Annotated in this window: 18 protein-coding genes; 12 read left to right on the plus strand and 6 right to left on the minus strand. The window is 73.6% G+C overall.

What is annotated here, in order from left to right; translation table 11 throughout:
* Positions 1-18: 18 nt before the first annotated feature.
* From AB0L33_RS21395 to AB0L33_RS21405, 3 genes are all read left to right on the plus strand, one after another.
* A complete protein-coding gene (locus tag AB0L33_RS21395; RefSeq protein ID WP_365683692.1) occupies positions 19-2,481 on the plus strand; it encodes an MFS transporter in 2,463 nt (820 codons plus the stop codon).
* 155 nt (positions 2,482-2,636) lie between these two features.
* Entirely contained in the window at positions 2,637-5,078 is a 2,442-nt protein-coding gene (locus tag AB0L33_RS21400) for a SpoIIE family protein phosphatase (protein ID WP_365683694.1), read from the plus strand.
* Positions 5,079-5,175: 97 nt separating this feature from the next.
* Positions 5,176-5,895 carry a class I SAM-dependent methyltransferase gene (locus tag AB0L33_RS21405; RefSeq protein ID WP_365683696.1) on the plus strand — a complete coding sequence of 240 codons (720 nt, stop codon included), beginning with the start codon at positions 5,176-5,178 and terminating at the stop codon, positions 5,893-5,895.
* Between the two features lie 30 nt (positions 5,896-5,925).
* On the opposite strand, the gene AB0L33_RS21410 is transcribed toward AB0L33_RS21405, so the two are convergent.
* On the minus strand, positions 5,926-6,816 hold the full coding sequence (locus AB0L33_RS21410; RefSeq protein ID WP_365683698.1) for a LysR family transcriptional regulator: 891 nt from the start codon (positions 6,814-6,816) through the stop codon (positions 5,926-5,928).
* 120 nt (positions 6,817-6,936) lie between these two features.
* Between AB0L33_RS21410 and AB0L33_RS21415 the strand changes: the two genes are divergently transcribed.
* From AB0L33_RS21415 to AB0L33_RS21445, 7 genes are all read left to right on the plus strand, one after another.
* Positions 6,937-7,938: an aldo/keto reductase gene (locus AB0L33_RS21415; protein WP_365683700.1), complete on the plus strand. Its 1,002-nt coding sequence runs from the start codon at positions 6,937-6,939 to the stop codon at positions 7,936-7,938.
* 113 nt (positions 7,939-8,051) lie between these two features.
* A complete protein-coding gene (locus AB0L33_RS21420) occupies positions 8,052-8,885 on the plus strand; it encodes a M55 family metallopeptidase (RefSeq protein WP_365683702.1) in 834 nt (277 codons plus the stop codon).
* Complete coding sequence (locus tag AB0L33_RS21425) at positions 8,878-10,221, plus strand: M20/M25/M40 family metallo-hydrolase (protein ID WP_365683704.1); 1,344 nt, start codon at positions 8,878-8,880, stop codon at positions 10,219-10,221. Before AB0L33_RS21420 ends, AB0L33_RS21425 begins: the two co-directional genes overlap by 8 nt.
* Positions 10,222-10,245: 24 nt before the next feature.
* Positions 10,246-12,234, plus strand: a complete 1,989-nt coding sequence (locus AB0L33_RS21430) for a prolyl oligopeptidase family serine peptidase (protein WP_365683706.1) — start codon at positions 10,246-10,248, stop codon at positions 12,232-12,234.
* On the plus strand, positions 12,231-13,175 hold the full coding sequence (locus AB0L33_RS21435) for an LD-carboxypeptidase (RefSeq protein WP_365683708.1): 945 nt from the start codon (positions 12,231-12,233) through the stop codon (positions 13,173-13,175). The genes AB0L33_RS21430 and AB0L33_RS21435 overlap by 4 nt, the downstream gene beginning before the upstream one ends.
* Before the next feature lie 122 nt (positions 13,176-13,297).
* Positions 13,298-13,537 (plus strand): DUF1049 domain-containing protein, encoded by a 240-nt coding sequence (locus tag AB0L33_RS21440; protein WP_365683710.1) that lies wholly within the window; start codon positions 13,298-13,300, stop codon positions 13,535-13,537.
* 70 nt (positions 13,538-13,607) lie between these two features.
* Entirely contained in the window at positions 13,608-14,165 is a 558-nt protein-coding gene (locus tag AB0L33_RS21445) for a GNAT family protein (protein WP_365683712.1), read from the plus strand.
* 6 nt (positions 14,166-14,171) lie between these two features.
* On the opposite strand, the gene AB0L33_RS21450 is transcribed toward AB0L33_RS21445, so the two are convergent.
* Both AB0L33_RS21450 and AB0L33_RS21455 read right to left on the minus strand, forming a co-directional pair.
* Positions 14,172-16,040 carry a transketolase gene (locus tag AB0L33_RS21450; RefSeq protein WP_365683714.1) on the minus strand — a complete coding sequence of 623 codons (1,869 nt, stop codon included), beginning with the start codon at positions 16,038-16,040 and terminating at the stop codon, positions 14,172-14,174.
* Positions 16,041-16,147: 107 nt separating this feature from the next.
* Positions 16,148-16,483 (minus strand): DUF6204 family protein, encoded by a 336-nt coding sequence (locus AB0L33_RS21455; protein ID WP_365683716.1) that lies wholly within the window; start codon positions 16,481-16,483, stop codon positions 16,148-16,150.
* 184 nt (positions 16,484-16,667) lie between these two features.
* Between AB0L33_RS21455 and AB0L33_RS21460 the strand changes: the two genes are divergently transcribed.
* Complete coding sequence (locus AB0L33_RS21460; protein ID WP_365683718.1) at positions 16,668-18,635, plus strand: DUF5107 domain-containing protein; 1,968 nt, start codon at positions 16,668-16,670, stop codon at positions 18,633-18,635.
* Between the two features lie 16 nt (positions 18,636-18,651).
* Positions 18,652-19,188 carry an AAA family ATPase gene (locus AB0L33_RS21465; RefSeq protein WP_365683720.1) on the plus strand — a complete coding sequence of 179 codons (537 nt, stop codon included), beginning with the start codon at positions 18,652-18,654 and terminating at the stop codon, positions 19,186-19,188.
* Here the strand turns inward: AB0L33_RS21465 and AB0L33_RS21470 are convergent.
* The 3 genes from AB0L33_RS21470 to AB0L33_RS21480 all read right to left on the minus strand — a co-directional run bounded on the left by AB0L33_RS21470 (position 19,185) and on the right by AB0L33_RS21480 (position 22,078).
* Entirely contained in the window at positions 19,185-19,538 is a 354-nt protein-coding gene (locus tag AB0L33_RS21470) for a VOC family protein (RefSeq protein WP_365683722.1), read from the minus strand. The two genes, AB0L33_RS21465 and AB0L33_RS21470, sit on opposite strands and share 4 nt — an antisense overlap.
* A gap of 57 nt (positions 19,539-19,595) precedes the next feature.
* A complete protein-coding gene (locus AB0L33_RS21475; protein ID WP_365683724.1) occupies positions 19,596-20,405 on the minus strand; it encodes a methyltransferase domain-containing protein in 810 nt (269 codons plus the stop codon).
* Between the two features lie 176 nt (positions 20,406-20,581).
* The gene (locus AB0L33_RS21480; protein WP_365683726.1) at positions 20,582-22,078 is read right to left on the minus strand and encodes a phosphatase PAP2 family protein; all 1,497 of its coding nucleotides are present in this window, start codon (positions 22,076-22,078) and stop codon (positions 20,582-20,584) included.
* Positions 22,079-22,082: the final 4 nt, after the last annotated feature.

Here is a 22,082-nt window from a genome sequence, read left to right on the forward strand (position 1 = left end):
CGACGAGGGGAGCGGCACGTGGTGGGTGGCATCACACTGTTGGAGGACGAGCCGGGCGGCCCGGGGGACGCCGAAACGGCGCCCGCGCCGGTCCCGCCCCCACCGCCCCCCGCCCCGGCGGAGACCACCGCCGGTGACACCTCCGACGGCATCGGGACGGACCCCCGCCGCATCCGGCTGGTCTTCGTCGGGCTGATGCTCACGCTCCTGCTCGCGGCGCTCGACCAGATGATCGTCGCCACCGCGCTCCCGAAGATCGTCGGCGAGCTGCACGGCCTGGAGAAGATGTCCTGGGCGGTCACCGCCTATCTGCTCGCCTCCACGATCGGACTGCCGGTCTACGGGAAGCTGGGCGACCTCTTCGGCCGCAAGGGCGTCTTCCAGTTCGCCATCGTCGTCTTCGTCGTCGGCTCCGCGCTGGCCGGCTGGTCCCGCACCATGGACCAGCTCATCGCCTTCCGGGCGCTCCAGGGCATCGGTGGCGGCGGGCTGATGATCGGCGTGCAGGCGATCATCGCGGACGTCGTCCCGCCCCGCGAGCGCGGCCGGTTCATGGGCCTCATCGGCGCCGCCTTCGGCCTCGCCTCGGTGGCCGGGCCGCTGCTCGGCGGCTTCTTCACGGACCACGCCTCCTGGCGCTGGTGCTTCTACATCAACGTGCCGTTCGGCCTGGTCACCCTCGCCGTGATCACCGTCGTCCTCAAGCTCCCCCGGCCCACCGTCCGCCCCCGGCTCGACATCCTCGGCGCCGCCCTCCTCGCCGCCGCCTCCACCTGCCTGGTGCTGCTGACCAGCTGGGGCGGCACGGAGTACGCCTGGGGCTCGGGCACCATCCTGGGGCTCGGCGCCGGGGCTGCCGGAACGACTCTGCTGTTCCTCCTCGTGGAGCGCCGCGCCGCCGAACCCATCATCCCGCTCCGGCTGTTCCGCGACTCGATCTTCAACGTGACCGCCCTGGTCGGCGCGGTCGTCGGCGTGGCGCTGTTCGGCGCGGCCAGCTACCTGCCGACCTTCCTCCAGATGGTCGACGGGGCCACCGCCACCGAGTCCGGGCTGCTGATGCTCCCCATGATGGGCGGCATCGTCGGCGCCTCCGTGGTCTCGGGCCAGCTCATCTCCCGCACCGGGCGCTACCGCGTCTATCCGATCGCGGGCAGCGCGGTCTCGGCGGTGGGCATGTGGCTGCTGTCCCGGCTGGAGACCGACACCGCGCGCCTCGAATACAGCATCGCGCAGGCGGTCCTCGGCCTCGGCATCGGCATGATCATGCCGGTCCTGGTCCTCGCCGTGCAGAACTCCGTGCGCCCCGCCGACCTGGGCACCGCGACCAGCGCCAACAACTACTTCCGGCAGATCGGCGGCAGCGTCGGCGCCGCCGTCTTCGGCACCCTGTTCGCCGGGCGGCTGGCCGACGCGCTCGCCGTCCGGCTGCCCTCCGGGGCGGACCTCCCGGACCCGGAGTCGATCAGCCCGCAGCTGGTCCACACGATGGAGCCCGCGCTGCGGGACGCCTACATCCAGGCGTACGCCGACGCGATGCCCCGGATCTTCCTCTACCTCGTGCCGGTCCTCGTGCTCGGCCTGTTCTTCGCCTTCTTCCTCAAGGAGAAACCGCTGGTGTCCCACAGCCCCGAAACCACCGCAGGCCCCGAAGCCACCGCCGAGTACACCCCGATCCCCTCCGCCCGCACCGACGCCGCCGTGCCGTCCGCCGGCTACCTCTCCGGCGTCCCGGTATCCGGCAGCGTCCAGCACTCCGACGGTACGAAGGTGCCGCGCGCCGCCCTCACCCTCATCGACGTCCAGGGCCAGCAGGTCGGCCGGGGCGCCAGCGGTGACGAGGGGCGTTACGCGCTCAGCGTGCCGGGCGCCGGTTCGTACGTCCTGATCGCCGCCGCGGGGGGCCACCAGCCGCAGGCGGTCAGCGTCACCGTCGGCGAACGCCCGGTCGAGCTGGACGTGGTGCTCGGTGGCGCCGGCCGGCTCGCCGGCACCGTCGTCACGGCCGACGGGGTCCCCGTGCGCGACGCGGCCGTCACGCTGACCGACGTACGCGGCGAGGTCGTCGCCTCCACGCGCAGCGGGCGCGAGGGCGGCTATGTGATCACCGAGCTCGTCGCCGGCGAGTACACCCTCGCCGCCTCCGCCCCGGCCTTCCGGCCCGCCGCGCTCCCGGTCAGCGTGCAGGCGGCCCGGGAGACCCGGCAGGACATCGAACTTGCCGGCGGCGCCGTGCTCCGCGGGATCGTCCGGGCCACCGCCGGTCGGCCCGTCGAGGACGCCCGGGTCACGCTCCTGGACGCGGCGGGGAACGTCGTGGACACCGTGACCACCGGCCCGGACGGCGCGTTCCGCTTCGTGGACCTGTCCACCGGCGAGTACACCGTGATCGCGGCCGGCTACCCGCCCGTCGCCACGGTCCTCCAGGTCGCGGGCGGCGGGCGCACCGAGCGCGACCTCCAGCTGGGGCACGAGGACTGAACGCCCGGGCCGAGGAGGGCCGTTGCGCCCCGCAGCACGCGGGGCGCACCACCCCCGAGGGGGATTCCGCCGATGACCCGCGGGCGCCGGTCGCATCCCCGTACCGTGGAGTCACGCGCCGCGGAATGCCGCGGTGAGGAAGGAGCCTTCCCCTCATGGACCTCGGTGTGCCGTCGCAGAGGACACCACTGCCGGGTGACGGCACGGCGGGCCGCCTGCCGCTCGCCGTCGCCGTGGTCGACGCGGAGGGGCTCGTCTCGCACTGGTCGTCCGGGGCGAGAAGGCTCTTCGGCGTCGCCCGGGAGGACGCGATCGGCTGCCCCGCCGGGGAACTCCTGCCCGTCTCCGGCGTGCTGGGCGTGAACGGCGCACCCGCTCAGTACGACGAGGGCCCCGCGCTCGACAGCTCGCTCAGCGGGGACTTCCCCTACCCGGCGTCCGGCCGGGCCCGCCTGGACGAGCCCGGGCACGGCCGGATCGACGTGCTGTGGTGGGCCTACCCGCTGGCGGGCCCCGGACCGGCCAGGCTCCTCGTGCTCGCCGCCGACTGCGCGCAGCTGCGGGGCGTGGAGGAGGGCGAGGACGGCCCGGCCCGTACGGTCGCCCCCGGCTTCGCCCTGCACACCGACTTCCCCGGCCACCCCGGGCTGTCCGCGCGGCTGCCCGAGATCCTGCCGAACATGAGCGTCCAGGAGGCGACCGGCATCGTCGCCCAGGTGCTCGAACTGGGCTACCCGGTCCTGGAGTTCAGCCACCACGAACGCATCCCCGTCACCCCGGACTGGGGCGTGCCCAGGCGCGCCGGAGCGCTGCCGGTGCGGGAGGAGCGGTACGAAGCGGAGGAGCGCGCGGCCGCCCGGAGCACCGCGCCCCGCCCCGAGCTGGACCTCGAGTACGCGGCGGTCCGCGAGCGGCTGGAATTCCTCAACGAGGTGAGCGGCCGCATCGGCAGCTCCCTCGACCTGGAACGCACCATCCGCGAGGTCACCAGCGCCGCCGTCCCCCGCTTCTCCGACTTCGCCGGTACGCATCTGCGCGCCGCCGTCCTCGCCGGTGAGGGCTTCCCCGACGGACCGCCCGACGTCACCACCATCTGGCACCGCGTCTGGGTCGAGCACAACGACGAACCGGGCCGCTGGGACGACACCGTGCCCGTCGGCGAGGCCATCGCCTTCCCCGAACACACCCCGTTCTTCCAGTGCATGGTCACCGGCGAGCCCGTCCTCGTGCCCCATGTGAGCGAGGAGCTGAGCAACCGGATCTCCGGCGAGTTCGAGAAGCGCGACCTGCGCCCCCTGATCACGGACCGTTCGCTGCTCATCGTGCCGCTGAAGGCCCGCGACGTGGTCCTCGGCTTCATGGTCCTGATGCGCCGCCCCGGCCGCGAGCCCTTCGACGACATGGACCGCACCACCGGTGCCGAACTCGCCGCGCGGGCCGGTCTCGTCCTGGACAACGCCCGCATGTACACCTACCAGGAGAACGTCGCGGAGACGCTCCAGGACAGCATGCTGCCCAACGTCAGCCCCCGCATGGCCGGTTGCGACATCGCGACCCGCTATCTGCCGGGCACCCGGCTCGGCCGGATCGGCGGCGACTGGTTCGACTCGGTGAAGCTCCCCGGCTCGCGCACCGCGCTGGTCGTCGGCGACGTCATGGGACACGGGCTCAACTCGGCGGCCATGATGGGCCAGTTGCGGACCGCGGTGCTGACCATGGCCACCATGGAGATGCCGCCCGCCCAGCTGCTGCGCAATCTGGACGACCTCGCCCAGCGCCTCGGCGAGCAGTACCTCGCGACCTGCCTGTACGCGGTCTACGACCCGATCGCGGGCGAGCTCCAGATCGCCAACGCCGGTCACATCCCGCCCGTGCTGGTCCGCGCCGAGGACGGCCGGGCCGAGCTGCTGGACCTGCCGACCGGGGCGCCCATCGGAGTCGGCGGGGTCGCCTTCGAGACCGCCACCGTGCGGGTGCGCCCGGGGGACCGCCTCGTCCTGTGCACGGACGGGCTGGTCGAGGTGCGCGGCCAGGACATCGGGGCCGGGCTCGCCGCGCTCTGCGCCTCCGCCGCCCACCCCGCCGCTTCGATGGACGACGCCTGCGACACCATCATCCGCGCCCTGAACACCGGGGACGGCCGCAAGGACGACGTCGCCCTGCTGATGGCCCGGCTCAACGGCATCCCGGACGAGGACGTCGCCGAGTGGCAGCTCGCCCTGGACCCCCGCGAGGTGTCCCGGGCCCGCCGTCTGGTGCGCGGCCGGCTCCTCGACTGGGAGCTGCCCGACGCCGTGGAGGCGGCCGAGCTGATGGTCAGCGAGCTGGTCACCAACGCCTACAAGCACGGCCGCACCCACCACATCGGACTCCGGCTGGTCCGCACCGACGCGCTGCTGTGCGAGGTCAGCGACGACGAACCGGCCCCCGCCTCGCTCCTCGGCGTCACCGACAGCGACGAATCCGGCCGGGGACTCGTGGTGGTGAGCAGCCTCGCCAGGGAATGGGGGACCAGCGGCACCGCTCGCGGCAAGACCGTCTGGTTCGAACTGGCCCTGTCCCGCTTCCCCCGGCCGCGGCCCGACCGCCGTCACTGACAAGGAGATCGCGTCCGCACCCTTGCCCCCGGGCACCCCTGGGCAGTAGTCCCTGGCTGAGCAATATGAGCCTGCACGACGGGACTTGGGAGTACGCATGGGTGTGTCACAGGAATACCGCGAGGCGTGGGAAGGCTTCTGGGCGGCCACGTCGGACGAACCCGGCGAGGCCATCTGGGACTCCGGCCCCGATCTGAGCGCCGTGCCGCACAGCAGGCTGCTCCTCCCGCACGCCGACGCCACCCTGCCGGTCGTGGACCTCGGCTGCGGCAACGGCACCCAGACCCGGCACCTGGCGACCCTCTTCCCCCGCGCCCTCGGCGTCGACCTCTCGGAAGCGGCGATCGAGCACGCCCGGAAGGCGGACCCGGCGGAGACCGCCGCGTACGAGACGCTCGACCTCACCGACGCCGACGCCGTGCGCGCCCTGCACGCGCGCATCGGCGAGGCGAACGTCTACATGCGGGCGGTGATCCACCAGAGCGAGCCCGAGGCCCGCCCGGCCGTCGCCGCCGCCGTCGCCACCCTCCTCGGCGCACGCGGCCGGGCCTTCGTCGCCGAGCTGACCCCCGCCTCCAAGGACGTCCTGCAGCACGCCTCGCAAGGCCCCGGCGGCCCCGGCCCGAAGCTGCGCCGGGTCTTCGAACACGGGCTGAAACCGGCGAGCGCCACCGACGAAGAGGTCCCGCGGCTGCTCGCGGAGGCCGGGCTGACCGTCCTGGACAGCGGCGACACGGTCCTGCCGCAGACCGAGAACCTGCCCGACGGCACCCGGATCGACCTCCCGGCGCGGTGGTTCGTCCTGGCCACGGGCTGAACCGGGCGCCGGGGCCCCCCGCCCCCGGCCTCAGCTCCCGGTCCCGTCCCGCAGCAGCGCCATCAGGGCCCGCGCCCCCGGGCTCAGCGCCCGCGCCTCGGGGAGCACCACGGCACTCTCGTAATGCGCCTCACCGGCACCCTCGGGCCGCACCGCGACGAGTCCGCACGCCTCGGGCTTGCGGGAGAAGTGGTGCGGCACGAGCGCGATGCCCAGCTGCTCGTGCACCAGCTCCAGCAGGCTGTGCACGTCGGTGACCTCCAGGGCCACCGTGCGCCGCACCCCGGCCGCCGTGAACGCCGCGTCGGCCGCGCGGCGCGGCCCGAAGTCCGGGTGGAAGTCGATGAACGGCTCGCCGGACAGCTCCGCCCAGGACGCCCGGTCCGCCGCCGCCAGCCGGTGGCCCGGCGCGCACAGCAGCACCATGGGCTCCCGGGCCAGCGGGACCAGCTCCCCGCGCCAGCCCGCCGGGTCCACCGTCGCGGCGAACGCGATGTCGAGCCGCCCGCCCGCCACCCCGTCGACCAGCCTCGCCGTGCCCTCCTGGCGCAGCCGGATCTCCATGTGCGGGTGGGCGTGGTGGAAGGCGGCGAGCAGCCGGGGCAGCCGCAGCCCGGCCACGCACTGCTCCACCCCCACCGACAGGGTCCCGCGCAGCAGCCCCCGTACCGCGTCGACGGCCTCCTTCGCCGCCCGCACCCCCGCCAGGGTGCGTTCCGCCTCGACCAGCAGGGCGCGCCCCGCCTCGGTCAGCCGTACGCTGCGCGTGGTCCGGCTGAACAGCGGCGTCCGCAGCTCCTGCTCCAGTGCCCGCACGGAGGCGGAGAGCCCGGACTGCGAGACGGCGACCCGCTCCGCCGCGCGGGTGAAATGCCGTTCCTCGGCGACGGCCACGAAATGTTCCAGCTGGCGCAACTCCATGATTGAGAACTCTAGGCCCTGAATCCCAGCGGAATCTCCTGTTGGACTACTGGATCGAAGTGGGCCAGCCTGGGGACGGCCAGCCGGTCACGGCCGGAACACCTCTCTCATGGAGCCCGCATGTATCTCCCGTCCGCCGACCGCTACGCGAACATGCCCTACCGGCGCACCGGGCGCAGCGGCCTGAAGCTGCCCGCCCTCTCGCTCGGCCTGTGGCACAACTTCGGCGGGGACCGGACACCGCAGACCCAGGGCGAGATCCTGCGCCGCGCCTTCGACCTCGGCATCACCCACTTCGACCTGGCCAACAACTACGGCCCGCCGCCCGGCTCCGCCGAGACCGCGATGGGCAAGGCGCTCGCCACGGACTTCGCCGCCCACCGGGACGAGATCATCGTCTCCACCAAGGCCGGCTACCTGATGTGGGACGGCCCGTACGGCGAGTGGGGTTCGCGCAAGAACCTGCTCGCCTCGCTGGACCAGAGCCTCACCCGGCTCGGCCTGGACTACGTCGACATCTTCTACTCGCACCGGCCCGACCCCGAGACCCCGCTCGAAGAGACCATGGGCGCGCTCGACGCGGCGGTGCGCCAGGGCAAGGCGCTCTACGTCGGCGTCTCCAACTACTCACCCGAGCAGACCCGCGAGGCCGCCCGCATTCTGAAGGAGCTCGGCACCCCGCTCCTGATCCACCAGCCGCGCTACTCGATGCTCGACCGCCGCCCCGAGGACGGACTGCTCACGGCCCTGGACGAGCTGGGCGTCGGGTCCATCGCCTACTCGCCGCTGGAACAGGGCATCCTCTCCGACCGCTACCTCAACGGCATTCCGGAGGGCTCCCGCGCCGCCGGCAGCAGCCCCTTCCTGTCGGCCGAGGCCGTCACCCCGGACCTGGTGTCCCGGCTCCGAGAACTGAACGAACTCGCCGCCGCGCGCGGCCAGTCGCTCGCCCAGCTGGCCCTGGCCTGGGTGCTGCGCGGCGGGCGCGTCACCTCCGCCGTGGTCGGCGCGAGCAGCGTCGCGCAGCTGGAGAACAACGTCGAGACGGTCCGGAACCTGGACTTCACCGACAAGGAACTCGCCCGGATCGAGAAGCTGCTGAAGGGCGCCAAGCGCGGCTGACGACTCCGGCTCCCGGCGGCCCGCAGGGGTCGCCGGGAGCGCCATTGGATTGGACCTGTGGCGTGCCCGGCACCCCTGGCCTGCGCCTTCATCGACGCGTACCGTGTGGCCGCATGAAGATCCTCGTCAGCGCCGACATGGAAGGCGCCACCGGTGTGACCTGGCCGGCCGACGTGCTGCCCGGCACGCCGCAGTGGGAGCGGTGCCGCTCCCTGTTCACCTCCGACGTCAACGCCGCCGCCCTCGGCTTCTACGACGGGGGCGCGGACGAGGTGCTGATCAACGAGGCCCACTGGACCATGCGCAACCTGCTCCTGGAGAGACTGGACGACCGCGTCCAGATGCTCACCGGCAAGCACAAGTCGCTCAGCATGGTCGAGGGCATCCAGCACGGCGACGTCGACGCGGTCGCGTTCGTCGGCTACCACACGGGCGCCGGTGCGGAGGGCGTCCTCGCCCACACCTACCTCGCCAACTCCATCACCGGGGTCTGGCTGAACGGCGTCCGGGCCAGCGAGGGCCTGCTCAACGCGCACGTCGCCGCCGAGTACGGCGTCCCCGTCGTCCTCGTCACCGGCGACGACCTGACCTGCGTGGACGCCGGGGGATACGCCCCCGACGCGGAGAAGGTGGCCGTCAAGGACTACGTGTCGCGGTACGCCGCCGTCTGCCGCACCCCCGCCCGCACCGCCGCCGACATCCGGGCGGCCGCCGCCCGGGCCGTCCCCCTCGCCGGGCGGTACACACCGGTGGAGGGCGGCCCGTTCACCGTGGAGCTGGAATTCGACGCCGAGCACCTGGCCGCGGCGGCCACCGTCGTGCCCGGTGCGGCGCCCAGCGGCGAGAGGCGGGTCTCCTACACCAGCGCGACGATGTACGAAGGTATCCGCACGTTCAAGGCGGTGACGACGATCGTCTCGTCCGCCGTGGAGGAGCAGTATGGCTGAGGCGCCCGCCCCTCAGGACTCCGTCGACGCCCTGGCGCTCGACGAATCGGTGACGTTCACCTCCGAACTGATCCGCATCGACACCACCAACCGGGGCGGCGGCGACTGCCGCGAACGCCCCGCAGCCGAATACGTCGCCGAGCGCCTGGCCGCCACCGGCCTGGAACCCGCGCTCCTGGAACGCACCCCCGGCCGCACCAACGTGGTCGCCCGGATTCCCGGCACCGACCCGTCCGCGCCCGCCCTCCTCGTCCACGGCCACCTCGACGTGGTGCCGGCCGAGGCCGCCGACTGGACCGTGCACCCCTTCTCGGGCGAGGTCCGCGACGGGACGGTGTGGGGGCGCGGCGCCATCGACATGAAGAACATGGACGCGATGGTCCTGGCCGTCGTCCGGTTCTGGGCCCGGTCCGGCATCCGTCCCCGGCGCGACATCGTCATCGCCTACACCGCCGACGAGGAGGCCAGCGCCGAGGACGGCTCGGGATTCCTCGCCGACCGGCACGCCGCCCTCTTCGACGGCTGCACGGAGGGCATCAGCGAGTCCGGTGCCTTCACCTTCCACGCCGGTCCCACCATGCCGCTCTACCCCATCGGCGCCGGCGAACGCGGCACCGGCTGGCTGAAGCTCACCGCCCGCGGCAAGGCCGGACACGGCTCCAAGGTCAACCGGGCCAACGCCGTCACCGCGCTCGCCGCCGCCGTCGCCCGCATCGGCGAGCACGAGTGGCCCGTCCGGCTCACCCCGACGGTCCGCGCCGCGCTCACCGAGCTCGCCGCGCTCCACGGCATCCACCCGGACCTGGACGCCCCCGGCTTCGACGTGGACGAACTCCTCGGCAAGATCGGACCGGCCGCGGCCCTCGTCGCCCCGACCGTCCGCAACAGCTCCAACCCGACGATGCTGGAAGCCGGTTACAAGGTCAACGTCATCCCCGGCCACGCCACCGCCTACATCGACGGCCGGACCGTCCCCGGCGGCGACGAGGAGTTCCGCACGACGATGGACCGGCTCACCGGGCCCTCCGTCGACTGGGAGTTCGCCCACCGCGAGGTCGCACTCCAGGCCCCGGTCGACTCACCCACGTACGGCAGACTCCGCGCCGCCATCGAGCGGTTCGACCCCGACGGGCACGTCGTGCCGTACTGCATGTCCGGTGGCACCGACGCCAAGCAGTTCTCCCGGCTCGGCATCACCGGCTACGGCTTCTCGCCGCTGAAGCTGCCCGTCGGCTTCGACTACCAGGCCCTCTTCCACGGCGTGGACGAACGCGTCCCCGTCGACGCGCTGCACTTCGGCGTCCGGGTCCTGGACCACTACCTGCGCACCGCCTGAACCACTCGGGGGAGACCGACACCCATGCCCACCGCACAGCCCCACGGCAGCTGGCCCTCACCGATCGACGCCGCACTGGCCGCCTCCCACGACGGACGGCCCGAGTACACCGGCGCGGTCGGCGACGAGCTGTGGTGGACCGAACCGCGCCCCGCCGAAGCCGGCCGTCGCGCCCTGGTCCGCCGCACCGCCGACGGCACCACCACCGAACTGCCCGCCCCCTGGGACGCCCGCAGCCGGGTCATCGAGTACGGCGGACAGCCCTGGGCCGGCACCGAGCGGGCGGGGGGCGGCCCGCTCGTCGTCTTCGTCCACTTCGCCGACCAGCGGCTGTACGCCTACGAGCCCGACGGCGAACGTGATCCATGGCCGCTCACCCCGGTCTCCGCCGTCGGCGGCGGACTGCGCTGGGCCGACCCGCGCCTCCACCCGGACCGGGGCACGGCCGGCGAGGTGTGGTGCGTCCTGGAGGAGTTCACCGGCGAGGCGCCCACCGCACTGCGCCGGGTCCTCGCCGCCGTGCCGCTGGACGGATCAGCGGCCGGCGACCGGTCCGCCGTACGCGAACTGAGCGACGGACGGCACCGGTTCGTCACCGGCCCCGAGGTGTCGCCGGACGGGCGGCGCGCCGCCTGGATCGGCTGGGACCACCCGCGCATGCCCTGGGACGGCACCGAGGTGCTGGTCGCGGACGTCGGCGCCGACGGGACCTTCCAGGACGCCCGGACCGTCGCCGGCGGACCCGAGGAGTCCGTGCCCCAGGTCCAGTGGACCGCTGACGGACATCTGCTCCTGGCGAGCGACCGCAGCGGCTGGTGGAATCTGTACCGGCTCGACCCGGACACCGGCGCCACCCGGGAACTGTGCCCGCGCGAGGAGGAGTTCGCCGGACCGCTGTGGAAGATCGGGCACGTCTGGTTCCGCCCCCTCGACAGCGGGCTGATCGCCGTCCTCCACGGCAAGGGCACCACCACCCTCGGCATACTCGACCCGGAGACCGGCGATCTGGTCGACATCGCGGGACCCTGGACCGAGTGGGCGCCGACGCTCACCGTGCGCGGCTCCCGCGTCACCGGCGTCGCCGCGAGCCCGCACAGCGGCTACGAGCTCGTGGAACTGGACACCGCGACCGGCCACACCCGGATCACCGGCACCCCGCACGAGGACGCCGTCGACCCCGCGTACTACCCGGAACCGGTCCTGCGCACCTTCACCGGACCCGGCGGACGCGAGATCCACGCCCAGGTCTACCCGCCGCGCAACCCCGGACACACCGGCCCCGAGGGCGAGTTGCCGCCGTACGTGGTGTGGGCCCACGGTGGCCCCACCGGACACGCCGCGCTCGTCCTGGACCTGGAGATCGCCTACTTCACCTCGCGCGGCATCGGCGTCGCCGAGGTCAACTACGGCGGATCCGCGGGATACGGCCGGGCCTACCGCAACCGGCTGCGCGAGCAGTGGGGCGTCGTGGACGTGGAGGACTGCGCCGCCGTCGCCGGGACGCTCGCCGCCGAGGGCACCGCCGACCCGGACCGGCTCGCCATCCGGGGCGGCAGCGCCGGAGGCTGGACCACCGCCGCCTCGCTGACCGGCACCGACGTCTACGCCTGCGGCACCATCATCTACCCGATCCTCGACCTCGCGGGATGGGGCACCGACGAGACCCACGACTTCGAGTCCCAGTACCTGGAGTCGCTGGTCGGCCCCCTGGCCGAGGTCCCCGAGCGCTACCGGGAACGCTCCCCGGTCGGCCGCACCGACCGGCTCACCGTGCCGTTCCTGCTCCTCCAGGGCGAGGACGACCCCATCTGCCCGCCCGTGCAGTGCGAGCGCTTCCTCGCCGCCGTCGAGGGACGCGGCATCCCGCACGCGTACCGCACCTACCCGGGCGAGGGCCACGGCTTCCGCCGCGCGACCACGATGATCGACGCGCTGGAGTCCGAACTCTCCCTGTACGCCCAGGTGTTCGGCTTCGACCGGCCCGATGTGGCCACCCTGGAGCTGAAGCGGTGACCCTCACCCCGCTGACCCGCCCCGCCCGGCTGCGCCCCGGGGCGAAGGTCGCCGTCGTCTCCCCGTCCGGGCCGGTCCCCGCCGACCGGCTGGAACCCGGCCTGGACATCCTGCGCGGCTGGGGCCTCGACCCCGTGCCCATGCCCCATGTGCTGGACGTGCACCGGGACCTGGACTACCTCGCCGGTACGGACGAGGCCCGGGCCCGGGACCTCCGGGACGCGTGGTGCGACCCCGCCGTCGACGCGGTGATCTGCGCGCGCGGCGGGTACGGGGCGCACCGCATGGTGGACCTGGTGGACTGGGCGGCGGTGCGCGCGGCCGGGCCCAAGGTGTTCGTCGGCTACAGCGACGTCACCGTGCTCCACGAGGCGTTCGCGCTGCGGACCGGCTTCGCCACCCTGCACGGGCCCATGGTGGGGACCGAGACTTTCCTCAAGGACCCGCGCACCCAGGAGTCCCTGCGGGCCACGCTCTTCGACCCGGGGACGCAGCTGACCCTGGGCCTGGAGGACGCCAGGGCGCTGGTCCCGGGCCGGGCGCGCGGCATCACCTACGGCGGCTGTGTGAGCCTGCTCGCCGCCGACCTGGGCACCCCGCACGCCCGCGCCTCGGCCCGGGGCGGGCTGCTCGTCATCGAGGACACCACCGAGGACCCGTACAGCCTGGACCGCATCCTCACCCAGCTGCTGCGGGCCGGGGCGCTCGACGGGGTCGCCGGGGTGGCCTGCGGGTCCTGGGCGGGGTGCGGACCGTACGACCGGGTGCGGGCGGTGCTCGCGGACCGGCTGGGCGGGCTGGGCGTCCCGGTCGTGGAGGAGCTGGGCTTCGGCCACGGGCCCACCGGGCTCACGATCCCGCTCGGGGTCCCCGCTGTGCTCGACGCCCCGGCGGACGGCGGCCCGGCCACCCTCACCGTCGAGGTGCCCGCACTGCTCTGACCTGCCAGGACGGCCGCCCCCGTCACCCGGATGGCCGAACATCTCCGCCGGTGGGGACGGGGGCGGAGCCATGCTGGAGCCCCGGGGCGACGGCCGTACCAGGGCCGGGAAAGGGGCTGCTCATGAGCCCGAAGGACGTGTCGAGCAGCGGGAAGAGCGGCAGTGGGGCCTTCACCCCCGCCCGCATCCTGGTCCTCGTGATCGCGGTCCTGTCGATCGTGTTCATCGCCGAGAACACCAAGGACGTCGAGGTCCGCCTCATCGTCCCGCTGGTGACGGCTCCGCTCTACGTATGGCTGGTCGTGATGTTCGCGGCCGGCATGGCGTGCGGCGCGTACGTCTTCCGGCGACGGTCCAAGTAGGAGCGCGGACATCGGCCGTACGGGGCGGGCTCACCGAGCCCGCCCCGCACGGCCGTCCTAAGCTGGGGCGATGTCCGACACCCGCTGTCTCGCCGAGGGGCCGCGCACGGCGATCCGCCCCTTCACCCCCGGCGACGCCGACGAGTTCACCGCCCGGGCCCGGGAGAGCGCCGCCCTGCACCGGCCCTGGCTCTTCCCGCCCGCCACCCCCGATGCGTACGCCCGCTACGCCGGTGCCCTCATCGAGGACCCGACGCGGGCCGGATTCCTGGTGTGCGAGCGCGACGCGGCGGGCGGGGCCGGACCGATCGCCGGGTTCATCAACATCAACAACATCGTCGCCGGGGCCTTCCGCTGCGGCGCCCTCGGCTACGGCGCGTTCGCGCACGCGGCCGGGCGCGGCCTCATGGGCGAAGGACTGGAACTCGTCCTGGACCACGCCTTCGGGCCGCTCTCCCTGCACCGCCTGGAGGCCAACATCCAGCCGGACAACGCGGGGTCGACCGGGCTGGTGCGCCGGGCGGGCTTCCGGCTCGAAGGCTATTCGCCGGACTTCCTGTACATCGACGGCGCCTGGCGCGACCACGAACGCTGGGCGATCACCGCAGAGATGCGCCGCCCCGCCTGACACCGGCTACTTGACGAGGCTCCGTGCCGCGTCCGCGATGTGCGTGCGGGAGATCCCCGCCGCGTCGAGCAGTTCCGCCGTGGTGCCGGACCCGGGGAGGTTGCTCCCGGCGAGGTGGACGAAGCCCGGGTGGCTGCCGGACTCCGCCAGCGACGACAGCACCGCCTCGCCGATGCCGCCCTCGGGGTGGTGGTCCTCGACCACGACCAGGGCGCCGGTCTCCCGGGCCGCGCGAGCCAGCGCCTCGGCGTCGAGAGGCTTGACCGAGTAGAGGTCGATGACCCGGGCCCGGATGCCGTCCTCGGCCAGCAGCTCGGCGGCGGCCAGGCACTCGTGCAGCGTGACCCCCGCGCCGACCAGGGTGACCTGGTCCGCGTCGCCGTGCCGCAGCGTCTTCGAGCCGCCGACGGGGAACGTCTCCTCGCTCCCGTACAGCACCGGGTAGGCGCCGCGCGTGGTCCGCAGGTACGAGATCCCGTCGATGTCCGCCATGGCCGCGGTCAGAGCCGCCGCCGAGGTCGCGTCGCTCGGGTAGAACACGGTCGAACCGCGCACCGCGCGCATCATCGCCAGGTCCTCGACACCCATCTGCGAGGGACCGTCCGCCCCGATCTCCACCCCGCTGTGCGTACCGCAGAGCGCCATCGTGATGTCCGAGACGGCCGCCATGCGAATGAAGTCGTGCGCCCGGGTGAGGAACGCCGCGAAGGTGGTCGCGTACGGGCGGAAGCCGCGCACGGCCATGCCGACGGCCTCGGCGACCATCTGCTGCTCCGCGATGTACGTCTGGAAGAAGCGGTCCGGGTACGCCTTCTTGAAGTCCTCCGAGTGCGTGGAGTTCCCGACCTCGGCGTCCAGGGCGACGACCTCGGGCCGCGCACCGAGCGCCACCAGCGCCTTGCCGAAGGCGACCCGGGTCGCGACCTCGTCGCCCTTCTCGAAGCGCGGCAGCTCCACGGTGCCTCCGGCGCGCTTCGCGGCGGGCGCGGCCTTCGGCGGCCGGGGGCCCGTCACCCGCAGGTCGCGGACGCCGCCCAGCTCCTCGACCGCCCGCCCGGCCAGGTCCTCGGGCAGCGGCTTGCCGTGCCAGCCCTCCTTGTCGGCGACCTCGCCGACCCCGCGCCCCTTGACCGTCTTCGCGACGATCACCGTGGGGGCGCTGCCGTCCGCCGCCGTCCTCAGGGCCCGGTCGATCTCGGTCAGGTCGTGCCCGTCGACCACGAGGGCGCGGCAGCCGAACGCCTCGACGCGGCGCGCGTAGGTGCCGGTGTCCCATTCGAGCTCGGTGGGGCCGGACTGGCCGAGGCGGTTGACGTCGATGATCGCGGTGAAGTTGCCCAACTTGTGCTGGCCGGCCTTGTCCAGGGCCTCCCAGACGGACCCCTCGGCCATCTCGCTGTCCCCGCACAGCACCCACACCCGGTACGGCTGCTTCTCCAGGTCCCGCCCGGCGAGCGCGATGCCCACGCCGTACGCGATGCCCTGTCCCAGCGAGCCGGTCGCCACGTCCACCCAGGGCAGCTCGGGGGTGGGGTGGCCCTGCAGCCGGTGACCGAAGCGGCGGTACGTCGTCATCAGCTCCTCGTCGTCGATCGCGCCGGCCGCCTTGAACATGGCGTACAGGAGCGGCGAGGCGTGGCCCTTGGAGAAGACGAGGTGGTCACCGGCCGGGTTCTCCGGCGCGTCCCAGTCGTACCGCAGATGCCGGGTCATGAGGACCGCCATCAGATCGGCCGCCGACAGGCTGGACGTGGGGTGCCCGGACCCCGCCGAGGTGCTGGCCCGCACCGAATCCACCCGCAGCTGCTGGGCGAGCTCGAAGACCTGGGTCAGATCACTGTCGGGGCCGAGCGTGCTGGACTGTTCGCTGGTCATGGGCCGGACCTTTCGCGTGAGGGCGGGACGACGGAACGGGTTCCCGAATCCACGCGGTCCATCACCTTCCGGGGGCAGGTTGCCCCCATCGGGCGCGGCCCAGGGACTCACCGCCGCTTGTAGTTGATCTTCATCGTGTCCATGTCCGTCACCGTGGACCGCAGCTCGCCGTGGCCGTACCCCGCCTCGCGCAGCGCCGTCTGCGCCCGGTCCTCGGCGATGGCGCCGGCCATCTCCTCGCCGTCCTCGGCGTCCGAGACGACCACGTAGCGGAAGCTGAAGTGCTTGAGGACGCGGTCGTAGGTGAGCGAGCCCTCCTCGGTGAACTGCATCGCGGCGAGCCCGTGCTCCTCGACCTCGGCCAGCAGCCGCTCGCGCGCCGCGTCCGTCAGTTCCTGGAACGTGCCGCGCACGATCACCCGGTAGGTGTGCTGCGTACTCATCTGTCGTGCTGTCCCTCTCGCCCGCTGTGTCCGGTGTCCGCAGCGAGCGTACGGGTGTGGTGAGCGGGACGGAAACGGAATTCCGGGCGCCGAGACACCCCTTGTCGGGGCGGCGACCGGCGTGTTCCATGGTCATCGGGGGGCGCCCGGACCTGTGGCGGCCCGCGCGAGAAGCGAGGTTGCCTTGGCCACCACCGTACGACGTGCCGTTCTGACCCTGCCCGCGGCGGCGACCGGGCCGGAGAACCCGCTGCCCGCGCTGCGGCCGCTGGACGAGACGCATGTCATTGAGGCACGGGACCGGTCCGGGCTTCCGCGCGACATGGCCCGCCAACTCGGCCACGCCCCGCTGACCACCGTGCTGCCCGTACGCCTCCTCGACGGCTACGGGCGTGAGCGCGTCCGCACGGACCTCGACGCGATCGTCATCGAGAACGACCATCTGCGCGTCACCGTGCTCCCCGGCCTCGGCGGCCGCATCCACTCGCTCGTCCACAAGCCGGCCGGCCGCGACCTCGTCTACGCCAACCCGGTCCTCCAGCCCGCCGACTTCGCGCTCAACGGCGCCTGGTTCTCCGGCGGCATCGAGTGGAACATCGGCGCGACCGGGCACACCACGCTCTCCTGCGCCCCGTTGCACGCCGCGCTGGTCCCGGCTCCCGACGGCGGCGTAATGGTCCGGCTCTGGGAGTGGGAGCGGCTGCGCGACCTGCCCTTCCAGGTGGACCTGTGGCTCCCCGCCGACTCCGCGTTCCTGCACGTCGGCGTACGGATACGCAACCCGCACGAGCAGCCCGCACCGGTCTACTGGTGGTCCAACACCGCCGTCCCGGAGGACGCGCGCACCCGGGTGATCGCCCCGGCGGACGAGGCCTGGCACTTCGGCTACGAGCGCAGCCTGACCAAGGTCCCGGTCCCCGAGAGCGGCGGCACCGACCGCACCTACCCGCTGCGCAGCGAGTACCCCGCCGACTACTTCTACGAGGTGCCCGACGGCGCCCGCCGCTGGATCGCCGCCCTGGACGAGCAGGGCCACGGACTCGTCCAGACCTCCACCGATCTGCTCCGGGGCCGCAAGCTGTTCCTCTGGGGCAGCGGGTCCGGCGGGCGGCGCTGGCAGGAATGGCTCACCGAGCCCGGCACCGGCGGCTACGCGGAGATCCAGGCCGGACTGGCCCGCACCCAACTGGAGCACATACCGCTGGAACCGGGCGGCGAGTTCAGCTGGCTGGAGTCGTACGGGCCGCTCGCCGCCGACCCCTCCGCCGTGCACGGCGACGACTGGGCGGCGGCCCGCGCCGAGACCGAGCGGCGGCTCGCGGACGCCCTGCCGCGTGCCGACGTGGACGCGGCGTACACCGCCTGGCGCGCCCACGCCGACGCCGAACCGGGCGAACGGCTCGCCACCGGCTCCGGCTGGGGCGCCCTGGAGGTGCGCCGAGGCCGGTACGAGCTGCCCGGCACGCCGTTCACCGACGACATGCTGGGTGAGGAGCAGGCCCCCTGGCTCGGACTCCTGGACCAGGGCGCGTTCCCCGGTGCCGGAGGGGCGGTCCCCGGGCCCACCCTGGTCTCCCGGCATTGGCGGGACATGCTGGAGACGGCCCCCGCCGAACCGCTCACCGAATACCACCTCGGCATCGCGCAGTGGCACGCCGACGACCGCGCCCAGGCCGTCCGCAGCTGGGAACGCGGTCTGGCCACGGCCGCCTCCCGCTGGCCGCTGCTGCGCTGCCTGGCCGTCGCCGCCCTGGTGAGCGGCCAGCGCGAACTGGCCGCCGAGTACTACGCCGAGGCGTTCGACGGGCTGTGCGCGGAGCGCCGCGAGGGCGTCGCGTCGTGGACCGCGGCCGCCGACGCGCTGGGCCGGGAGGCGATCGACGCGCTGCTGTCGGCGGGGCGCGCCGAGGCCGCCCGCACGGTGTGGGAGGGGCTGCCCCCGGAGGCCCGGGCACGCGGCCGGTTCCGGCTGCTGGAAGCCCAGCTGCTGCTCGCGGAGGGCCGCCCCGACGCCGCGAAGGCCGTGTTCGACGCGGGCTTCGAAGTGGCCGACCTGCGCGAGGGCGCCGAGATCCTCGAGGAGGTGTGGCAGCGGCTCATGGACGAACCGCTGCCCGACGCGTACGACTACCGGATGCGCCCGCGCGCCTGAGCAGGAGAAGCACCACATGATCATCTGGATCAACGGGGCCTTCGGCAGCGGCAAGACCACCCTGGTCACCGAACTCCACCGCAGACTCCCGGACGCCCTCGTCTTCGACCCGGAGTACGTCGGCTTCCTGCTGCGCGAGATCGTGGAGGTGCCGGGCGGCGACTTCCAGAACATCCCGCTGTGGCGCAAGCAGGTGGCGTCGCTGGCCCAGGGGCTGGTCGAGGAGTACGGCCGGCCGGTCCTGGCGCCGATGACCGTGGTCCGCAGGCAGTACGCCGACGAGGTCTTCGGGGCCCTGGAGAAGGCGGGCGTCCCGGTCCACCACTTCTTCCTCGACGTCTCCGCCCCGGTCCTCGAACGGCGGCTGCACGACCGGGTGCTGATGCCCGACGACCCGGAGCGCGACGAGGCGGCGCGACGCTGGGGGAAGTCGCGGATCGCCGAGTGCGTGGCGGCGGTGGGCAGCCTGCGCGAGGACACCGTGGTGCTGGACGGCGAGCTGCCGACCGACGAGCTGGCCCGCCTGGTGCTGGAGCGGACCGGTCTCCGTTAGACCGGCACGTTGCGGTCGACGTATTCGAAGACCGAGCCGTCCGGGTGCACCGCGATGAGGTTGCGCCCGGCCGGGGTCGGCACCGGGCCCGCGATGACGCGCGCGCCGACCCGGGTCAGGGATTCGTGGGCCTCGTCCACGTCCTTCACGGCGATGGTCGCGGTGACCTTGCGCAGGATCTCCAGCTCCGATTCGGGACCGCTCATCAGCAGGAAGCAGCTGATCGCGGCGACGGACACCCCGCCGCGCTCGAAGCGGAGGGCCCGAGCGCCGGTCAGCCGCTCGTAGAAGGCCACCGCGGCCTCCAGGTCGGCGACGCAGATACGCAGCGTGGTTCCCAGGATCTCCATGGCGGCAAGGTTAGTTGGCCACCCGCCGCCATGTGATCCTTTCGGCCCCGGCCGCGCTCAGACGCGGCAGAGCACCTCGCCGTGCGGGACCATGAACCAGCCGTCGTCCTGCGCGCCCCACGTACGCCACGCCCCGGCGATCTCCGCCAGCTCCTCCGCCGTGGCGTGCCCGCCGTCCACCGCCAGCTTCGCGTAGGCCGAGCCGACGGTGCGGTCGGCCCACAGCCCGCTCCACCAGGCCCGGTTCTCCGGCGTGGCGTAACACCACGAGCCCGCCGTGGGCGTGATGTCGGTGAACCCGGCCCGCTGCGCCCAGGACAGCAGCCGGCGTCCGGCGTCCGGCTCGCCGCCGTTGGCCCGGGCCACCCGGCCGTACAGGTCCGCCCAGCGGTCCATGCCCGGCGACTCGGGATACCAGGTCATCGCCGCGTAGTCGCTGTCGCGCGCCGCCACGACGCCCCCGGGGCGGCACACCCGGCGCATCTCGCGCAGTGCCTGCACCGGGTCGCCGACGTGCTGGAGGACCTGATGGGCGTGGACCACGTCGAAGGAGTCGTCGGGGTAGTCCAGGGCATGGACGTTCGCGACGGCGAACTCCACGTTGTCCACGCCGCGTTCGGCGGCGACCGCGGCGGCCTGGGCCAGGATCTCGTCGGTGGTGTCGACGGCGGTCACCCGGCCCGGGGCGACCAGCGTGGCCAGGTCCGCGGTGATGGTGCCGGGGCCGCAGCCGACGTCCAGCACGTCCAGGCCCGGGCGCAGTTCGCCGACGAGGTAGGCGGCGGAGTTGGCGGCGGTGCGCCACCGGTGCGAGCGCAGCACCGACTCGTGGTGGCCGTGGGTGTAGACGGCGGTCTCCTTCGGCATGGCCGTGCATCCTCTCTCGAAACGCGAACCGCGAAAGCGCTGATCGGTAGGACCACCGTAGAGCCTGACGCCGAATAATGAGATACGTATCTTGCTATGTGGACATGGGGCGAGTGTGCGAAAGGGGCGGCCGACTCCTCGTCGACCGCCCCTCTTCGGTCCCCGGACCCGGGCCCCTACGCCGGCCTCGGGCAGTACACCGTCAGGGCCTCCGGCAGCTTGTCGACCACCAACTCCGTCTCGCTGTGGGCCACTTCACCGTCGTACGCGTACGGCGTCCCCGGCTTCAGGCCGGAGATCCGCACCCGTCGACGGCGGACCGCCGCGTGCATCGGGGAGCGGGTCAGCGGCCCCGCGACCGCCGCCGCGAGCAGCCTCAGGCCGGGCGTCCGTCCGCCGTGCACCACGCGGACGTCCAGCAGCCCGTCCGCGAGGTTGTGCCGCCGGCCCGGCGCCGGGCCCACCCGCTGGAACAGGCCGTTCCCGACGAACAACAGCCACAACGGGCGGCACCGGCCCTCGAGTTCGGCCTCCAGGGGGCGTTCGCCGCGCAGGACGTGCAGGGCGGCGAGCACTCCCGCCGGCCAGCCGCCGATCCGGGGCGACCAGCGCTCCCGCATCCGTACCAGCTCCGGATACACGCCCAGGCTGAAGGCGTTCAGGAAGTAGCCGTCGGCGCCGTCCGGCCCCGGCCGGAACCGGCCCAGGTCCGCCCGCACCGCGCTCCCGGCGACGAGTGCGGAGCAGGCGTCGGCGACGGTCTCGATGCCCAGGTCGTACGCGAAGTGGTTGAGGGTCCCGCCCGGGAACACCGCGAGCGGCACCTGGTGCTCCACCGCCACGGACGCCGCCAGGTTGACCGTGCCGTCGCCGCCGCACACCCCCAGCGCCGTGCAGCGGCCGGCCGCCTGCGCCAGCTCCGAGGCGAGCCGGCCGGGCGCGCACTCCACGATCTCCGCCTCCGGCAGCGCGTTCCGGATCAGCGAGGCCGTCGCGGTCGCCGACCCCGACTCCTCGTTGGCCACCACCACGAGCCCCCGGCCCTCGGGCAGGGCGGGCGCGTCGGCCGGCGGTCTGCCCGGCGCGGGCAGCTGCCCCCTCGTCGGTATCACCCCCCGCAGGGCGAACGCCGCCCCCACACCGAGCACCGCCCCGGCCAGCACATCGCTCGGATAGTGCACCCCGGTGTACACGCGGGACGCCGCCACCGACAGCGCGACGGGCGCCACGACCGCCCCCCAGCCCCGCGACTCCAGGGCGACCCCGGTGGCGAACGCGGCGGCCGACGCGGCATGCCCGGACGGGAACGACGTGGTCACCGGCTGCCGCTTCAGCTGCCGTATCACGGGCACGGCGTCCAGGATCGGCCGCTCCCGGCGGACCGCCCCCTTGCCCACCGTGTTGATCGCGGCCGAGGCCACCGCGAGCGAGGCGATGCCCCGCAGCGCGGCCCGCCGGGCCCGGGCGCTGCCCCCGAAGGCCGCCATGCCGGCCGCGGCGCCGAACCACAGGAGCCCGTGATTGGCGCTGCGGCTCAGACGGGGCAGCACCGGGCCCGCGGCCGGCCAGTGCCGCCGGGCCAGATTCTGGAACACGGCGAGATCGCGCCGGTGGAACCGGTCGCGCAGCCCGGCGATCCGGGACGGGACGGAAGCATTGCTCGCTGACGACATGCGA

Origin of the sequence: Streptomyces sp. NPDC052299, from assembly GCF_040679335.1 — a bacterium.
In the GTDB taxonomy this organism is placed as follows: domain Bacteria; phylum Actinomycetota; class Actinomycetes; order Streptomycetales; family Streptomycetaceae; genus Streptomyces.

Excerpts from the sequence above, each read along its gene's own strand:
- AB0L33_RS21420 (WP_365683702.1), top strand. The coding sequence starts at position 8,052 with ATGAAGATCCTCGTCAGCGCCGACATGGAAGGCGCCACCGGTGTGACC.
- AB0L33_RS21480 (WP_365683726.1), bottom strand. The coding sequence starts at position 22,078 with ATGTCGTCAGCGAGCAATGCTTCCGTCCCGTCCCGGATCGCCGGGCTG.
- AB0L33_RS21445 (WP_365683712.1), top strand. The coding sequence starts at position 13,608 with ATGTCCGACACCCGCTGTCTCGCCGAGGGGCCGCGCACGGCGATCCGC.
- AB0L33_RS21405 (WP_365683696.1), top strand. The coding sequence starts at position 5,176 with ATGGGTGTGTCACAGGAATACCGCGAGGCGTGGGAAGGCTTCTGGGCG.
- AB0L33_RS21475 (WP_365683724.1), bottom strand. The coding sequence starts at position 20,405 with ATGCCGAAGGAGACCGCCGTCTACACCCACGGCCACCACGAGTCGGTG.
- AB0L33_RS21450 (WP_365683714.1), bottom strand. The coding sequence starts at position 16,040 with ATGACCAGCGAACAGTCCAGCACGCTCGGCCCCGACAGTGATCTGACC.
- AB0L33_RS21430 (WP_365683706.1), top strand. The coding sequence starts at position 10,246 with ATGCCCACCGCACAGCCCCACGGCAGCTGGCCCTCACCGATCGACGCC.
- AB0L33_RS21465 (WP_365683720.1), top strand. The coding sequence starts at position 18,652 with ATGATCATCTGGATCAACGGGGCCTTCGGCAGCGGCAAGACCACCCTG.
- AB0L33_RS21470 (WP_365683722.1), bottom strand. The coding sequence starts at position 19,538 with ATGGAGATCCTGGGAACCACGCTGCGTATCTGCGTCGCCGACCTGGAG.
- AB0L33_RS21455 (WP_365683716.1), bottom strand. The coding sequence starts at position 16,483 with ATGAGTACGCAGCACACCTACCGGGTGATCGTGCGCGGCACGTTCCAG.
- AB0L33_RS21415 (WP_365683700.1), top strand. The coding sequence starts at position 6,937 with ATGTATCTCCCGTCCGCCGACCGCTACGCGAACATGCCCTACCGGCGC.
- AB0L33_RS21440 (WP_365683710.1), top strand. The coding sequence starts at position 13,298 with ATGAGCCCGAAGGACGTGTCGAGCAGCGGGAAGAGCGGCAGTGGGGCC.
- AB0L33_RS21425 (WP_365683704.1), top strand. The coding sequence starts at position 8,878 with ATGGCTGAGGCGCCCGCCCCTCAGGACTCCGTCGACGCCCTGGCGCTC.
- AB0L33_RS21410 (WP_365683698.1), bottom strand. The coding sequence starts at position 6,816 with ATGGAGTTGCGCCAGCTGGAACATTTCGTGGCCGTCGCCGAGGAACGG.
- AB0L33_RS21400 (WP_365683694.1), top strand. The coding sequence starts at position 2,637 with ATGGACCTCGGTGTGCCGTCGCAGAGGACACCACTGCCGGGTGACGGC.